Raw genomic sequence first — 15,395 nt, 5'->3', positions numbered from 1 at the left:
CCGTCAGTTGAGCATGGCCCGCGCGGCGTGCGCCTGCTGCTTGACGCGGGCCGAGGCACCCGGATCCACCGCCGCCACCACCTCCGCGTACGCCTCCAGCTCCACCGCCCCCTCGACGAAGTCCCCGCGCTGCACCAGCAGCTGAGCCCGCTCGTACCGCAGCCGCGCCGGATGCGACGGCAGCAGCAGCGCCAGCTCCACGGCCCACAGCGCCACGTCCGACCGCTCGGGCCGGGCCGCGGCCCAGGCCCGGACGTTGTTCAGGATCCGCGCGACCACCTCGAGCGGCGCCGCGGGCACCAGCATCGACGGATGCAGCGACGCCCCCGTGGCCCCGGCCACCAGCAGCTCGGCGTCCGCCCCGGTCATGGCCCTGCCGCCGTCGAACGGATCGGCCAGCACCTGTTCCTCCGGCTCCCCGAAGCCCACGACGAAGTGCCCCGGCAGAGCCAGCCCGTACACCGGCGCCCCGGCCCTGCGCGCCACCTCCATCCACACCACGGACAGCAGGATCGGCAGCCCGCGCCTGCGGCGCAGCACCTCGTGCAGCAGCGAGGACTCCAGCCGCTGGTAGTCCCCGGGGGTGCCCCGGAAGCCGAGCCGGTCGCCGAGCAGCTCGCGCAGGGACACGGCCCAGGAGCGCGGGCCGCCCGGCCGGAACGGCAGCTGCCCGGCCAGCCGGTCCAGCTCCATCTGGGCCGCGTCCAGTCCGTCGTCGTCCAGCGCGCCGTCCGCCTCGGCGCCCACCAGCAGACACAGCGTCGACAGATCGGGCCGCTCGCAGCGGGCCTCCTCGGCGAAGCGCCGACGCAGTTCGATCGATCGTTCGGGAGGCGGGGGGTGGGGGTGAGACATAGCAGGCTCGTGCCCTTCCACGGCGATCGCTTACCGGCGCGAGCCGGAGTTCCCCGGCTCGCGGTAGTGGTGGTACGCGTGGTGCGCCGAGAAGCCCGTCCCGGCGTACAGCGCCCGTGCCGCGGTGTTGTCCGTCTCGACCTGCAGCCAGGCCGCCGACGCCCCCTCGTCCAGGGCGCGTCCGGCCAGCGCGGCCATGACGGCGGAGGCGAGCCCCCGGCGCCGCAGGGCGGGATCGACCTCGACGGCGGCGAAGCCCGCCCACCGCCCGTCGACGACGCACCGCCCGATGGCGGCAGGGACGCCGTCCGCACCGGGAACGGTCGCGAACCACACCGAGGGACCGCTGCCCAGCACCTTCAGGGCGACCTCGCTCAGGCCCCGTCGCTGGTAACGCGCCAGCCACGCCTCGTCCGCCGTCCGGGACAGCACGACCCCGGCGGGCTCCTCGCGGTCCGCCAGCGGGGCCAGCGCCCCGGTCCACAGCTCGGCGGTCACCTCACGCGTCCAGCCCCGCCCCTCCAGCTCCGCGCACAGCAGCTCCTGGGTGCCCTCGGCGCCGGTCGCGGTCTGGACGTAGGCGGGCAGCCCGCGCTCGCCGTACCACCGCCGTACGACGGACAGCGCCTCGTCCAGGGGCAGGCCCGGATCGCCCAGCGGGAGCACGGAGTTGGCGCGGCGGGTGAAGCCGGCGGCGGCCCGCAGCTCCCACGCGCCGAGCCGTTCGCTCTCCACCGGGCGCCACGCGCGCGCGGAGACGTGCGCGAGTTCCTCGTACGAGGCGGCGGGGCCCCGGCGACGGGCCGGAGCGCTCGGCACGACCTTCCCCGCGACCAGCGACGATTCCGCGATGCGGACGGTCTCGCCGCTCTTCCGTGTGATCAGCAGCACACCGTCGTCCCATGATGCGAGAACACCCACCGTGTCGGTGAACTTCTCACCCGCCCGCGCAGGATCGTTCAGGCGCCGTACGGAGACCCGTTTGCCCACGTCAGCAGCGGTGATACGGACCTCAAGGCGCCCCGTCGCAGAGATTTCCACAGGTCTGTTCACCCCTCCTGTTCGGATCGTGCCCCGGAACGGAGATACTAGGGGCGGGCATCGACGACGCCGCGCTCCCGCGCGCCAGGCGGCGGAGCCTGTGGAGGCCCGCCAGCGCCCTATCGAGGAGGAACGACAGCGTGACCTACGTCATCGCGCAGCCTTGTGTCGACGTCAAGGACAAGGCGTGCATCGAGGAGTGCCCGGTCGACTGCATCTACGAGGGCTCCCGGTCCTTGTACATCCACCCGGACGAATGCGTCGACTGCGGAGCCTGTGAGCCGGTCTGCCCGGTCGAGGCGATCTTCTACGAGGACGACACTCCGGAGGAGTGGAAGGACTACTACAAGGCGAACGTCGAGTTCTTCGACGAGCTCGGCTCCCCCGGCGGCGCCAGCAAGCTCGGTCTGATCGAGCGGGACCACCCCTTCATCGCCGCGCTGCCGCCGCAGAACGGCTGAGAGCGGCCCGCATCGCCGCGCCGCCTCGGTCCCGCACGGCCTGATCACCCTCGATCGCCTGCGGGGCCGGGGCGTTTGCCGTACGGACGAGAAAGTGAGCCAGATCCCCGTGTCCGCAGTCTCCGACCGTCTTCCCGCCTTTCCCTGGGACAAGCTGGCGCCGTACAAGGCGACGGCCGCAGCGCATCCGGGCGGCATCGTCGACCTGTCCGTCGGCACCCCGGTCGACCCGGTGCCCGAGCTGGTGCAGAAAGCGCTGATCGAGGCGGCCGACTCGCCGGGCTATCCGACGGTCTGGGGCACGCCGGAGCTGCGCGACGCGCTCACCGGCTGGGTGGAACGCCGGCTCGGCGCGCGCGAGGTGACCCACCGGCACGTCCTGCCGGTCGTCGGCTCCAAGGAACTCGTCGCCTGGCTCCCCACCCAGCTGGGCCTCGGCCCCGGCGACCGCGTGGCCTACCCCCGCCTGGCCTACCCGACCTACGAGGTCGGCGCCCGCCTGGCCCGCGCCGGGTACGAGGTCTACGACGACCCGACCGCGCTGGACCCCGAGGGCCTGAAGCTGCTGTGGCTCAACTCCCCCTCCAACCCGACGGGCAAGGTCCTGTCCCAGCAGGAGCTGACCCGGATCGTCGCCTGGGCCCGGTCGCACGGCATCCTGCTCTTCTCCGACGAGTGCTACCTGGAGCTGGGCTGGGAGGCCGACCCGGTCTCGGTGCTGCACCCGGACGTGAACGGCGGTTCGTACGAGGGCATCGTGGCCGTCCACTCCCTTTCCAAGCGCTCGAACCTGGCGGGTTACCGCGCCGCCTTCCTGGCCGGTGACTCGGAGGTCCTCGCCCCGCTGCTGGAGATCCGCAAGCACGGCGGCATGATGACGTCGGCGCCGACCCAGGCGGCCGTGATCGCGGCCCTGGGCGACGACGACCACGTCCGCGTCCAGCGCGACCGCTACGCCGCCCGCCGCGAGGCGCTCCGGACGGCCCTCCTGCACCACGGCTTCCGCATCGAGCACAGCGAGGCCAGCCTCTACCTGTGGGCCACCCGCGGGGAGTCCTGCTGGGACACGGTGGCGCACCTGGCCGAGCTGGGCATCCTGGTGGCGCCGGGCGACTTCTACGGCGAGGCCGGCGAGAGCTACGTACGCGTGGCGTTCACGGCGACGGACGAGAGGGTCCGGGAAGCTGTGCGGCGGCTGTCCTGAGGACGTACGCCGAAGGGGCCCAGGAGAAGACTCCTGGGCCCCTTCGGCGTACGGCCGGAAGGATCAGCCTCCGAGCGGCAGGCTGCCGACCGGCAGGGAGCCGGCCGGCGGCAGGCCCCCGCCCTTGGTCAGGGAGTCCGTCGGCAGACCGCCCTTGGTCGCCGTGGACGCCGTGTCGCCGAGGACGTCCCCGGCCGACCCGGCCGCGTCACCGGCGGTCTTCTGCGCGACGGGCGTCGCCTTCTTGACCGCCTTGCCGCCGGTCTTGCCCGCGGCCGGCACCGCCTTCTCGACCGCCTGGGCGCCGGCTTCGCCCGCGAGCCCGGTGGCGCTCTGCGCCGCAGCGTCGGCCGTGTTGCCGACGCTCGCCGCGTCCAGGGCGGTCAGGCCGCCGAGGTTCTTGGCGGCGGGCAGTTCGGGGGCCGCGCTGGCGGAGCCGGCCGTACCGACCCCGGCGGCCGCTCCCGCAGCGACGAGCAGCGCGGCACGGGCGATGCGGCGGGTCAGGGGGAGGGTCATGATGCTCCTTCGACGGGTCTGTCTGGTGAGAACGGTGATGTCCTCGGCCGGAGGTGATCTCCGGCCCGGACGCAGTGACTACCGCTCGAAGTCCGCGAAGGTTGCGGCGAAGTAACGTAAAGAATTGGTAATGCGTCGCATTATCGGCTGTGGATAAAAACGGGCAAATAGTCCGCGCGCGGAAAGCCTGCCGAATCCTTACAGCCCTTTGATCCCAAGGATTTTCCGGGATTCGCCGATACCCCCGCCAAAACCCGCGCACCGCGGAAATCCCCGGCCCGCGCGGTAACCCGTACGGATGGCTTACCGCACTACTGAGCGGTCACGACCCGGACCGACCCCGTGTTCCGCTCGGCGCCCGCGGCCCCGTCGGTCTCGACCGCGCGCCACTGGCTGTCCGTGTTCCCGGCGGTCCACTCCCGCCCGGCGTACTGCACACGCTCGATGCGCAGGGCGGAGGCGTTGGCCACGGCCCAGTGGGCGAGCTGCCAGCCGCGCTGCGTCACCGCGCGCCCACCGCCCTCGGCGACGGGCAGGGTGAGCGTCCGCCCGTCGCTCCCGGCGCCGGGGGAGGCCGCGGGAGTGGGGTCCCCGCCGCCGACCACGGCACCGGCAGGCTGCAGCACGTCCCGCCCGAAGTCCCGGGCGAGCGCGGTCCGTACCGCGTCGGTTCCCGTCACCCGTGTGTCGTCCGGGCGCCCGTCGCAGGTCAGCGTGGCGGCGGAGTGGCCGGTCAGGGCGGCGGCGAGCAGGGTGGCGTCCGGCTCGTGCTTGGCGTACGCGTCCGGGAAGCCGCTGCGCTGGACGCGCTGCGCGGCGACGGTGAGCGGCAGCTCGGTGTAGCCGTCCACCTTGACCAGGTGGTCGTAGAAGATCCCGGCCGAGTAGGTCGGGTCCATGACCTCCTGCTCGGTGCCCCAGCCCTGCGAGGGCCGCTGCTGGAACAGGCCGAGCGAGTCCCGGTCGCCGTGGTCGATGTTGCGCAGCGTCGACTCCTGGAGCGCGGTGGCGAGCGCTATGGTCACCGCCCGCTCGGGGAGGTTGCGCCCGGTGCCCACGGCGGCGATCGTCGCCGCGTTCACCGCCTGCTCGGGCGTGAACTCGTACGTCGCCCCGTCGCCGTCGGCCGAGACGACCTTGCAGCCCGGCGCTCCGGCGCCGCCGGTGACGTACTGGACGACGAGATAACCCGCGACGGCGAGCAGGACCACGAAGGCCGCCCCGAAACGGAAGAGGCGGCCGCGGCGGCGTCGAGGAGTGGGGGACGGCTCTGGCACGCGTACAAGGTACTGGAGAGTAGACCGAGGCCGGAGTCCGGTGGGAAAAGTGGCCGCGAGGCGGGGGCGCTAGGGTCGAGGGCATGCCCGAGACCCCGCTTGACCTCACGCTGGACGCCGCCCGGCTCACCGCGCGGCTCGTCGACTTCCCCTCCGAGAGCGGCACCGAGAAGCCCCTCGCGGACGCGATCGAGACCGCGTTGCGGGCCCTGCCGCACCTGACGGTCGACCGGTACGGGAACAACGTCGTGGCGCGCACGGACCTCGGCCGCACGGAACGCGTGATCCTGGCCGGCCACATCGACACCGTCCCGATCGCGGACAACGTCCCCTCCCGGCTGGACGACGACGGCATCCTCTGGGGCTGCGGAACCTGCGACATGAAGTCCGGGGTGGCGGTACAGCTGCGCATCGCGGCGACGGTCCCCGCCCCCAACCGCGACCTGACCTTCGTCTTCTACGACAACGAAGAGGTCGCCGCACACCTCAACGGCCTGCGCCATGTGGCCGAGGCACACCCCGAGTGGCTGGCCGGCGACTTCGCGGTGCTGCTGGAGCCGTCCGACGGCCAGGTGGAGGGCGGCTGCCAGGGCACCCTGCGGGTGCTGCTGCGCACCAAGGGCGAGCGGGCGCACTCGGCGCGCGGCTGGATGGGCGCCAACGCCATCCACGCCGCCGCCCCGATCCTGGCCCGCCTCGCCTCCTACGAGCCCCGCCGGCCGGTGATCGACGGCCTGGAGTACCGGGAGGGCCTGAACGCGGTCGGCATCTCGGGCGGGGTGGCGGGCAACGTCATCCCCGACGAGTGCGTGGTGACGGTCAACTTCCGCTACGCCCCCGACCGGACCGAGGAGGAGGCGCTGGCCCACGTCCACGAGGTGTTCGCGGACTGCGGGGTCGAGGAGTTCGTGGTGGACGACCACAGCCCCGGGGCGCTGCCGGGACTGTCCCATCCGGCGGCGGCCGCCTTCATCACGGCGGTCGGCGGGACCCCGCTGCCCAAGTACGGCTGGACGGACGTCTCCCGCTTCTCCGCCCTCGGCATCCCGGCGGTCAACTACGGCCCCGGCAACCCGCACCTGGCGCACAAGCGGGACGAGCGGGTGGAGACGGCCAAGATCCTCGCGGGCGAGGAACGCCTGCGGACCTGGCTGACGTCCTGAGGGAAAGGAGGCGGGGGAGCGCGGGGGACGCGGGGGAACACGGGGATCGGGGGGCGCCGGACATGCCGATGTCCCCCCTCCGTAACCCGCGTAGATCTACGCTGAGGTGGAACGACGGCAAGTGGAGGGAGCGCACATGGCTACCGGGAACCCCGAGGGCAAGAAGCAGCCGCCGGAGGAGCAGCGCCTGGGACCCGTCCTCCGGAGGCGCGGTCAGGTGCAGCAGAGCACGACGGACCAGAGGCTGCTGGACGAGCGCGCACCCTCGGACTGGGTCCACACCGACCCGTGGCGCGTCCTGCGCATCCAGTCGGAGTTCATCGAGGGCTTCGGCACCCTCGCCGAACTGCCGCCCGCCATCAGCGTCTTCGGTTCCGCCCGGACCCCTCAGGGCTCGCCCGACTACGAGGCGGGGGTCCGGCTGGGGCGCGCCCTGGTCGAGGCCGGCTGGGCGGTCATCACCGGCGGCGGGCCCGGCGCCATGGAGGCGGCCAACAGGGGCGCCTGCGAGGCGGACGGCGTCTCGGTCGGCCTCGGCATCGAGCTGCCCTTCGAGCAGGGGCTGAACCCCTACGTCGACATCGGCCTGAACTTCCGGTACTTCTTCGTCAGAAAAATGATGTTCGTCAAGTACGCGCAAGGGTTCGTCGTGCTTCCCGGCGGCCTCGGCACGCTGGACGAACTCTTCGAGGCCCTGACCCTCGTCCAGACGCAGAAGGTCACCCAGTTCCCGATCGTCCTCTTCGGTACGGAGTACTGGGGCGGCCTCGTGGACTGGCTGCGCAACACCCTGGTGGCCCAGGGCAAGGCGTCCGAGAAGGATCTGCTGCTCTTCCACGTCACGGACGACGTGGACGAGGCGGTCGCCCTGGTGTCGAAGGAGGCGGGCCGCTAGCGCGGCACGCGAGGCGGGGGCAGGGGAGTCCTACGCCAGCCCCCGCCGGGCCACCGCCGGTGCGCGGTGGCCCGCGATCGACGCCACCATGTCCACCACCTGGCGCGTCTCCGCGACCTCGTGCACCCGGTAGACCTGTGCGCCCAGCCAGGCCGACACCGCCGTCGTCGCCAGGGTCCCCACGACCCGCTCCTTCACCGGCTTGTCCAGCGTCTCCCCGACGAAGTCCTTGTTGGACAGGGACACCAGCACCGGCCACCCGGTGTCCACCATCTCCGCCAGCCGCCGCGTCGCCTCCAGGCTGTGCCGGGTGTTCTTCCCGAAGTCGTGCCCGGGATCGATCATCACCGACTCCCGGGGCACCCCCAGCGCCACCGCCCGCTCGGCCAGCCCCACGGTGACCCGGAGGATGTCGGCCATGACGTCGTCGTACGTCACCCGGTGAGGACGGGTACGGGGCTCCGCGCCCCCGGCGTGCGTGCACACCAGCCCCACCCGGTACCGGGCGGCCACCTCCGCCAGCCGGGGATCCACCCCGCCCCAGGCGTCGTTCAGCACGTCCGCCCCGGCCTCGCACACCGCTTCGCCGACCTCGGCCCGCCAGGTGTCCACCGAGATCACCACATCGGGGAACCGCCGCCGCACCTCCGCCACGAACCCCACCGTCCGCCGCGCCTCTTCCGCAGCGGACACCTCTTCGCCCGGCCCGGCCTTCACCCCGCCGATGTCGATGATGGCCGCACCCTCCGCCACGGCCTGCTCCACGCGCGCGAGGGCCGGCTCGTCGCGGAACGTGGCCCCCTGGTCGTAGAAGGAGTCCGGGGTCCGGTTCACGATCGCCATGATCACCGGCTCATGCGTGCCGAACTCACGCCTGCCCAGCCTGAGCATCCGCTGTGAACCTCTCCGTACGTCCTGATCATCGGCCGTCTGTGACCCTAACTGTCAGAGTCGCATGGCACGATCGGACCCTGACACACTCGACCGCACACTTGCACCGTCCGTGGGGGCCTCAGCGATGGTTATGTTCTTGTTCCTGGTCGTCGCGCTCGCTGTCGTGGTCGCCGCCGTGACCCTCGCGGTGGTGGGCGGCGGCGAGGGAGGCGGCCCGCTGCCGGAGGCCGCCCCGGAGCGCCTCCAGGACCCGCTGCCGCTCGACCGCCCGGTCCGTCGCGCCGACGTCGACAGCCTCCGCTTCCCCCTGGCGGCCCGCGGCTACCGCATGGCGGACGTCGACGACGCCCTCAGCCGGCTCGGCGCGGAGCTGGCCGAGCGGGACGCCCGTATCGCCGATCTGGAGTCCGCCCTGGCCGGCGCCCGGTCCGGCGCCCGCCTCTCCATGGAGAAGCCGACCGAGGAGGACCGGTGACCTTCGCCCTCGCCGGTCCCGACGGCGCCCTGCGCTGCCCCTGGGGCCTGTCCGCCCCGGAGTACGTGACGTACCACGACGAGGAATGGGGCCGCCCGGTCCACGGCGACGACGCCCTCTTCGAGCGGCTCTCCCTGGAGGCCTTCCAGTCCGGCCTCTCCTGGATCACGATCCTGCGCCGCCGCCCCGGCTTCCGCGCCGCCTTCGCCGGCTTCAGGATCGAGAAGGTGGCGCTCTTCACGGAGGAGGACCGCGACCGGCTGCTGGCCGACGCGGGCATCATCCGCAACAGAGCCAAGATCGACGCCACCCTGGCCAATGCCCGCGCCCTGGCCGACTGGGCCCCGGGCGACCTGGACGCCCTGATCTGGTCCCACGCCCCGGACCCGGCCCCGGCCCCCAAGACCCTGGCCGACGTCCCGGCGGTGACTCCGGAATCGACGGCCCTGTCCAAGGCCCTGAAGAAGCGGGGGCTGAGGTTCGTGGGACCGACGACGGCCTACGCCCTGATGCAGGCGTGCGGCCTGGTCAACGACCACTTGGAAACCTGCGTGGCGAGGAACGTGCGTTAGGGGACCGCGGGGAACTGCGCGACCAGCCCGCCCCGCACACCCGAACGGCGCTCAGGCCCCCTACCGGCCCAAGTACTTCGGCTGCTCCTTGTTCACGAAGGCCCGCACGGCGATCGCATGGTCCTCGGACGCCCCCGCCCGGGCCTGCAGCTCGTCCTCCTTCTCCAGCGTCTCCGCCAGAGAGTGCGAGAACCCGAAGGCCACGGCCTCCTTGATCGCCGCATACGCCACCGTCGGCCCCGAGGCCAACGCCCGAGCCACCTTCTCCGCCTCCTCGCGGAGCGACTCCGCGGGCACCACCCGGTTCGCGATCCCCAGCTCGTACGCCTCCTGAGCCTTCACGCTGCGGGGGAAGAGCAGCAGGTCAGCGGCGCGCCCCGGCCCCACCACCCGAGGCAGCGTCCACGAGATCCCGGAATCCGCGGTCAGCGCCACCCCCGCGAACGACGTGTTGAAGGCGGCCGAGTCGGCCACGACCCGGTAGTCCGCGGCGAGAGCGAAGCCGAACCCGGCTCCCGCCGCGACGCCGTTCACCCCGGCCACCACGGGCTTGGTCATCGACGTCAGGGCCAGGGCGATCGGGTTGTAGTGCTCACGCACCGTGCTCATCACCTGACCGGACCCTTCGGCCAGCAGCCCGATGTGCTCCTTGAGGTCCTGGCCCACGCAGAACGCCCGGTCACCGGCGGCGGTCAGCAGCACGGCCCGTACGGAGGAGTCCGCCCCGGCCTCGGTCACCGCCTCCCGCAGGGCGACCTTCGACTCGATGTTCAGCGCGTTCATCGCCTCGGGGCGGTTCAGCGTGATCGTCGCGAGTCCGTCGCTCACCTCGTAGAGCACGGTGTCGGCCATGTCGGGTCCCCTCCGGTGTTCGCGGCTCATGTCTGAGGACAGCATGGCGGAGATCACCGGGACCGCACGTGTGACCTGTGTCAAAGAAATCGGACCGGTTTTCGTTCGGCGGACAGGCTTGCGGCGGCGCAGTATCGCAGTCACATCGCCGAATTGAGTGGTTTTGCTCGCGCGCGTTGCCCAAGCGATGCCGACCGATGTTGGTCATCGGGTCCTGCGATGCGGGATAATGGCTGGGAAGCAATGTGTTCGATGCCGGTGTCGCGAGTCCCGCCAGGACCGCGCATGCCCTCATGGGGCCGTCGGCTTTGACGATGAGCTGGTTTCAGGAAGGGGAACGAGCATGGCGGCCATGAAGCCGCGAACGGGTGATGGCCCGCTCGAGGTGACCAAGGAGGGGCGGGGCATCGTCATGCGCGTTCCGCTCGAAGGCGGCGGTCGGCTCGTCGTCGAGCTGACCCCGGACGAGGCCGACGCGCTCGGCGACGCCCTCAAGAAGGTCGTCGGCTGACGCGCAAGCGACCATACCCTTTCAGCTGCCCCGGCATCCTTCGAGGTGCCGGGGCTGTTGCTTGCCCGGCCTGCGCGGCGACGCTCAGCGCTTGACCGCGCACAGCAGGCCGTCGCCCACCGGCAGCAGCGACGGCACCAGATCCTGGCTCTCGCGCACCGCGCGCAGCAGCTCGCGCAGCCGCAGCACCTCCGTCGGCTGCGGGCCCGAGTCGACCGTACGGCCGTTGGCGAAGACGCCCTCGAAGACCACCAGGCCACCCGGACGCAGCAGGCGCAACGATTCAGCGAGGTAGTCGAGGAACTCGAGCCGGTCACCGTCGCAGAAGACCAGGTCGTAGCCGGCGTCCGCGAGCCGGGGCAGCACCTCCAGCGCGCGGCCGGGGATGAACCGCGCCCGGTTGCTGGCGAAGCCGGAGGCCCGGAAGGCCTGCCGGGCGAACTGCTGGTGCTCCGGCTCGGGGTCCACGGTGGTCAGGACGCCGTCGGGGCGCATGCCGTGCAGCAGATGGATGCCGGAGACGCCGGTCCCGGTGCCGATCTCCGCGACCGCTTTCGCGTCCACGGTGGCGGCGAGCAACCGCAGCGCCGAGCCCGTGCCGGGCGACACCGTGCGCAGGCCGGCCTCGCGGGCCCGCTCACGGGCCCAGCGCAGCGCGTCGTCCTCGGCGACATAGGCGTCGGCGAACGCCCAGCTCGTCTGCCGGTTGCCGGTAATGACCCTCTCCTGTCCCCGTGGTTGCCTGGGCGTGACTGTATCCGCTGCGCCCGGGAACCCGCAGATGGGACCAGGCGTTTAGGAGGGTGGGAGACGACAGGGGGGACACGGTTGGATCACGACGGCGGGCGGGGGATCGAGCACATGCTGACGCAGTCGCATGAGCCGTGCCAGCCCAGATCAATTTCTCGTAAAACCGCTTATCCGGAGCTAACGGGCGAGGTGGCTATGGTAGGGGCTCCACTGGACACCACCAGAGCCGACAGGGGAGGTGCGGCCGCACCTGTGGATCGTGCAGGAGTGCTGCGGCGCATCCTCGGATCGGCGGGCAGGCCGAAATCCGTGAACGACAACGCTGCTGACCACGCCGGCGAATACGCCCAGACCGCGACCTTCACCACCGACGCGGACGGGCAGGCGTGGACTCCGCCCACGTGGGAGGAGATCGTCAGCACGCACAGCGGCCGCGTCTACCGCCTCGCGTACCGGCTCACCGGCAACCAGCACGACGCCGAGGACCTCACCCAGGAGGTCTTCGTCCGCGTCTTCCGCTCGCTGTCGACCTACACCCCGGGCACCTTCGAGGGCTGGCTGCACCGCATCACGACCAACCTCTTCCTGGACATGGTCCGCCGAAAGCAGCGCATCCGCTTCGACGCCCTCGGCGAGGACGCGGCCGAGCGCCTGCCCAGCCGCGAGCCGTCCCCGCAGCAGGTCTTCAACGACGCGCACTTCGACGCCGACGTCCAGCAGGCCCTCGACACCCTGGCGCCCGAGTTCCGCGCCGCGGTCGTCCTGTGCGACATCGAGGGGCTCTCCTACGAGGAGATCGCCGCGACCCTCGGCGTCAAGCTCGGCACCGTCCGCTCCCGTATCCACCGGGGGCGCTCGCAGCTCCGCAAGGCCCTCGCGCACCGCTCCCCGGAGGCCCGGGCGGAGCGCCGGTCCTTCGTGCCGCGGGTGCCCGCCCTCGGGGGAGGGGGCGCGACCGCGTGAGTGGAACCCGGTCCGGTCCCGGCGAGCGGCGTCTCGCCGAGCAGCACCTTGGAGACCGACTCTCCGCCCTGGTGGACGGAGAGCTCGGTCATGACTCGCGCGAGCGGGTCCTCGCCCACCTGGCCACCTGCGCCAAGTGCAAGGCGGAGGCCGACGCCCAGCGCCGGCTGAAGAACGTCTTCGCGGAGGCGGCCCCGCCGCCCCCCTCCGAGAGCTTCCTGGCCCGTCTTCAGGGCCTGCCGGGGGGCGACCCGGGCAGCGGTGGCTCACCGCTGGGCGGGGGAGCGTTCGGCAACTTCGCCGAGCCGCCCGCCACCGGTGCCTTCGGCGTCCGGCGCGGCGAGCGCTTCGAGTTCGGCTACGTCCCCGCCCGGCCGCACGGCCCCGCGCTCACCGGTTCCTCGGCGGGCGGCTTCCGGGTGCATCCCGTGGGCCGGTCCGACGCCGACCGGCCGTCCTCGCGCGGGCTCCGGTTCGCCTTCGTCGCCGCCGGAGCGGTGTCGCTGGCCGCCATCGCGCTCGGCGGGGTCACCACCGGCGTCCCGGCCGAGACGGACGCCCGCGGTTCCGGCTCCGGCAGCAATGTGACCCCGGCCCGCAGCCAGGGCACCGGGGCGACGACGGCACCCGACAGCCAGCGCCGCCGTGGTGTCGGGCCCCTGCTCGTCCAGGGCCAGGGCCAGCTCGGCGACACCCCCGCCGCCCCGACCGAGGTGTCGGCGCCGCTGCTGCCCGGAATGACCGCGCCGGGAGCCGGTCAGGTCCAGGGCGCCGAGGACCCGCTGACCACCCCGGCCGCGGGCGCGGCCGTCCTGTCCCCGCTCATACGCCCGCTCGGCACCCCCGCCCCGCTCACCCTGACCACCTGGCACCCCGCCCCGGATGTCGCCACCCCAGGACTCCTCGCCGCACTCGTCCCCGACGCGACCTCCTCCCCGTCCGTCTCCGCCGCCTCCGACCGCTGACCTGGCTCTGCGCGGCGGCCCGCGAACCTGATTGAATCCAGGTGGGCCGCGCTCACGGCAGGCAGCCGGGTGCGGGGGCGGAGTTCGAGGAGCCGCGGCGACCGCCGACGAGCGTGCCGTGGCCGGCGGTGGGGAGAGCATGAACGAGGGGAAGCCCGCGAAGGCGAAATGGTGGAGTCGTCCTCGGCTCCAGGGGCCTTCGGACCAGACGGACGGCGCGGCCGAGCCGTCGCCGTCCGGACCGGCCCCGGTGCCGAACGCGGACGGTGACTACGAGCTGAGCCGGCCCACCGCGGAGCCGGTCCCGGCGGCCGAGACCGCGGCGCCGGCCGACTCCGGAGCGGTGGACGCGGCGACGCGCGCCGACTCGGCCACGGGGCGGGGCGTTGCTGCCGTAGCGCCGGGTGGCACGGCCGCAGCGGGTGGTGCGGCAGAGGCTTCCCCCGCTTCCCCTGGTGAGCGTCCTCGCCCCCTGCATGATCCCGACCCCTACAGCACCCCGCCCTACGGCGAGCCGGGCCCCTGGGCGCCCGCTCCTCCCGTGCAGCACCCGGCGACGACTCCGGCGCACGGCACGGCCGTACCGGCGCACACGGCCCCCCTTGCGGCCCCGGCACCGGCTCCCGCCCCGCCGCACACCACCGCCGCCGCCCCCGCTCCGGCTCCCGCCCCCTGGCAGAACTACGACCCCTGGGCCGCGACACCCTTCCCCAACTCTCCCCAGCACAACGGCGCCGCCGTTCCCGCCAAGGACCAGCGGCGCAAGAAGGGCAAGCGGAGGCTGCTCACCGGCGCCCTGCTGCTCGCCCTCGTCTCCGGGGGCGTCGGCGGGGCCGTAGGGGCCTATCTGGAGCGGAACGGCGGTCTGGCGGACGTGGAGCTGCCGCAGGCCGCCGCCGAGCCCAGCGGACGGGCTCCGGACAGCGTGGCCGGGATCGCCGCCCGGGCACTGCCGAGCGTGGTGACCCTGCATGTGTCCGGCGCCGAGGAGCAGGGCACCGGGACCGGGTTCGTGCTCGACGACCGGGGCCACATCCTCACCAACAACCATGTCGTGGAGCCCGCCGGATCCGGCGGCGAGATCTCCGTGACGTTCCACAGCGGCGACACCGCCAAGGCCACCGTCGTAGGCCGGGACAGCGGGTACGACCTGGCCGTGGTGAAGGTGACCGGCGTCAGCGGGCTGACCCCGATGACCCTCGGCAACTCCGAGAACGTCCAGGTCGGCGACCCGGTCGTCGCCATCGGCGCCCCCTTCGACCTGGCGGGCACCGTCACCTCCGGCATCATCAGCGCCAAGGAGCGGCCCATCACGGCCGGCGGCGAGGGCGGTGACGCCAGCGACGTGTCCTACGTCGACGCGCTGCAGACCGACGCGCCCATCAACCCCGGCAACTCCGGCGGGCCGCTGCTCGACGCCAGGGCCCGGGTCGTCGGCATCAACTCCGCCATCCGCTCCGCCGGCAGCGGCGCCGAGCCGGACGGCGGCCAGGCCGGTTCGATAGGGCTCGGCTTCGCCATCCCGATCAACCAGGGCAAACGCGTGGCCGAGGAGCTGATCAACACCGGGCGGGCCACCCACCCGGTCATCGGCGTCACCCTCGACATGGACTACTCCGGCGACGGCGCCCGCGTCGGCACCACGGGCAGGGACGGCGGCCCCGCGGTCATCGCCGGGGGCCCCGGCGATGAGGCCGGGATCGAACCCGGCGACGTCATCACCGAGGTCGACGGCCAGCGGGTGCACTCCGGCGAGGAACTGATCGTCAAGACCCGCGCGCACCGCCCGGGCGACCGCCTCGAACTCACCCTGGAGCGCGACGGGGAGGAGCGGACCATCTCGCTGGTGCTCGGTTCCTCCGGCGGCGACTGACAGGAATCTCACGGGTATGGGGGCGTACCGCCCCCCACAAGGCAAACAACCGGAAAACCCTCCGTCCGCGCACACTCGGAGCCGACGGGACAGTACCGGCCGTACGGGATCGGCAGGTACCGTGG

General features: G+C 72.8%; 17 protein-coding genes. 10 read left to right on the top strand and 7 right to left on the bottom strand.

The genetic code is table 11. The annotated features are described in order from the left end of the window. Positions 1-3: 3 nt before the first annotated feature. Positions 4-855, bottom strand: a complete 852-nt coding sequence (locus tag M8H82_RS34885; protein WP_250079481.1) for a transglutaminase-like domain-containing protein — start codon at positions 853-855, stop codon at positions 4-6. A gap of 30 nt (positions 856-885) precedes the next feature. Then, entirely contained in the window at positions 886-1,896 is a 1,011-nt protein-coding gene (locus M8H82_RS34880; protein ID WP_250079479.1) for a GNAT family N-acetyltransferase, read from the bottom strand. A gap of 140 nt (positions 1,897-2,036) precedes the next feature. Between M8H82_RS34880 and fdxA the strand changes: the two genes are divergently transcribed. Then, entirely contained in the window at positions 2,037-2,357 is a 321-nt protein-coding gene (gene fdxA, locus M8H82_RS34875; protein ID WP_003985062.1) for a ferredoxin, read from the top strand. 109 nt (positions 2,358-2,466) lie between these two features. Next, positions 2,467-3,561 (top strand): bifunctional succinyldiaminopimelate transaminase/glutamate-prephenate aminotransferase, encoded by a 1,095-nt coding sequence (locus M8H82_RS34870; RefSeq protein ID WP_250079477.1) that lies wholly within the window; start codon positions 2,467-2,469, stop codon positions 3,559-3,561. A 63-nt stretch (positions 3,562-3,624) separates the two neighbouring features. Here the strand turns inward: M8H82_RS34870 and M8H82_RS34865 are convergent, their stop codons facing one another. Both M8H82_RS34865 and M8H82_RS34860 read right to left on the bottom strand, forming a co-directional pair. Beyond that, complete coding sequence (locus tag M8H82_RS34865; protein WP_250079475.1) at positions 3,625-4,080, bottom strand: ATP-binding protein; 456 nt, start codon at positions 4,078-4,080, stop codon at positions 3,625-3,627. Positions 4,081-4,391: 311 nt separating this feature from the next. Then, complete coding sequence (locus M8H82_RS34860; protein WP_250079473.1) at positions 4,392-5,357, bottom strand: heavy metal transporter; 966 nt, start codon at positions 5,355-5,357, stop codon at positions 4,392-4,394. An 83-nt stretch (positions 5,358-5,440) separates the two neighbouring features. On the opposite strand from M8H82_RS34860, the gene dapE reads away from it, so the two are divergent. Next, positions 5,441-6,520 (top strand): succinyl-diaminopimelate desuccinylase, encoded by a 1,080-nt coding sequence (gene dapE, locus M8H82_RS34855; protein ID WP_250079471.1) that lies wholly within the window; start codon positions 5,441-5,443, stop codon positions 6,518-6,520. Positions 6,521-6,656: 136 nt separating this feature from the next. Further along, positions 6,657-7,415: a TIGR00730 family Rossman fold protein gene (locus M8H82_RS34850; protein WP_250079469.1), complete on the top strand. Its 759-nt coding sequence runs from the start codon at positions 6,657-6,659 to the stop codon at positions 7,413-7,415. Positions 7,416-7,445: 30 nt separating this feature from the next. Here M8H82_RS34850 and folP read toward each other — a convergent pair whose 3' ends face one another. Continuing rightward, complete coding sequence (folP, locus tag M8H82_RS34845) at positions 7,446-8,306, bottom strand: dihydropteroate synthase (protein ID WP_250079467.1); 861 nt, start codon at positions 8,304-8,306, stop codon at positions 7,446-7,448. 133 nt (positions 8,307-8,439) lie between these two features. Between folP and M8H82_RS34840 the strand changes: the two genes are divergently transcribed. Beyond that, positions 8,440-8,784, top strand: a complete 345-nt coding sequence (locus M8H82_RS34840; RefSeq protein WP_250079489.1) for a DivIVA domain-containing protein — start codon at positions 8,440-8,442, stop codon at positions 8,782-8,784. Next, complete coding sequence (locus tag M8H82_RS34835; RefSeq protein WP_308293302.1) at positions 8,781-9,356, top strand: DNA-3-methyladenine glycosylase I; 576 nt, start codon at positions 8,781-8,783, stop codon at positions 9,354-9,356. The genes M8H82_RS34840 and M8H82_RS34835 overlap by 4 nt, the downstream gene beginning before the upstream one ends. Positions 9,357-9,416: 60 nt before the next feature. Here the strand turns inward: M8H82_RS34835 and M8H82_RS34830 are convergent, their stop codons facing one another. Then, entirely contained in the window at positions 9,417-10,208 is a 792-nt protein-coding gene (locus M8H82_RS34830) for an enoyl-CoA hydratase/isomerase family protein (RefSeq protein ID WP_250079465.1), read from the bottom strand. A 343-nt stretch (positions 10,209-10,551) separates the two neighbouring features. Here M8H82_RS34830 and M8H82_RS34825 point away from each other — a divergent pair, with 343 nt between their 5' ends. Further along, on the top strand, positions 10,552-10,719 hold the full coding sequence (locus tag M8H82_RS34825) for a DUF3117 domain-containing protein (RefSeq protein WP_003966491.1): 168 nt from the start codon (positions 10,552-10,554) through the stop codon (positions 10,717-10,719). A gap of 84 nt (positions 10,720-10,803) precedes the next feature. On the opposite strand, the gene M8H82_RS34820 is transcribed toward M8H82_RS34825, so the two are convergent. After that, entirely contained in the window at positions 10,804-11,502 is a 699-nt protein-coding gene (locus tag M8H82_RS34820) for an O-methyltransferase (protein ID WP_308293303.1), read from the bottom strand. Between the two features lie 234 nt (positions 11,503-11,736). On the opposite strand from M8H82_RS34820, the gene sigE reads away from it, so the two are divergent. The 3 genes from sigE (at position 11,737) to M8H82_RS34805 (ending at position 15,270) form a co-directional block, all read left to right on the top strand. Next, complete coding sequence (gene sigE / locus M8H82_RS34815; RefSeq protein WP_250079483.1) at positions 11,737-12,432, top strand: RNA polymerase sigma factor SigE; 696 nt, start codon at positions 11,737-11,739, stop codon at positions 12,430-12,432. Further along, positions 12,429-13,397, top strand: coding sequence for a zf-HC2 domain-containing protein (locus M8H82_RS34810; RefSeq protein ID WP_250079464.1), 969 nt, complete (start codon positions 12,429-12,431; stop codon positions 13,395-13,397). Before sigE ends, M8H82_RS34810 begins: the two co-directional genes overlap by 4 nt. A gap of 139 nt (positions 13,398-13,536) precedes the next feature. After that, positions 13,537-15,270: a S1C family serine protease gene (locus tag M8H82_RS34805; protein ID WP_250079461.1), complete on the top strand. Its 1,734-nt coding sequence runs from the start codon at positions 13,537-13,539 to the stop codon at positions 15,268-15,270. The last annotated feature ends 125 nt before the right edge of the window (positions 15,271-15,395 follow it).

The sequence above is a fragment of the Streptomyces sp. YS415 genome (genome assembly GCF_023544665.1).
Classification (GTDB): Bacteria; Actinomycetota; Actinomycetes; order Streptomycetales; family Streptomycetaceae; genus Streptomyces.
Note: the sequence above shows the minus strand (reverse complement) of the source record. Positions and strands in the feature narration are given on the sequence as shown.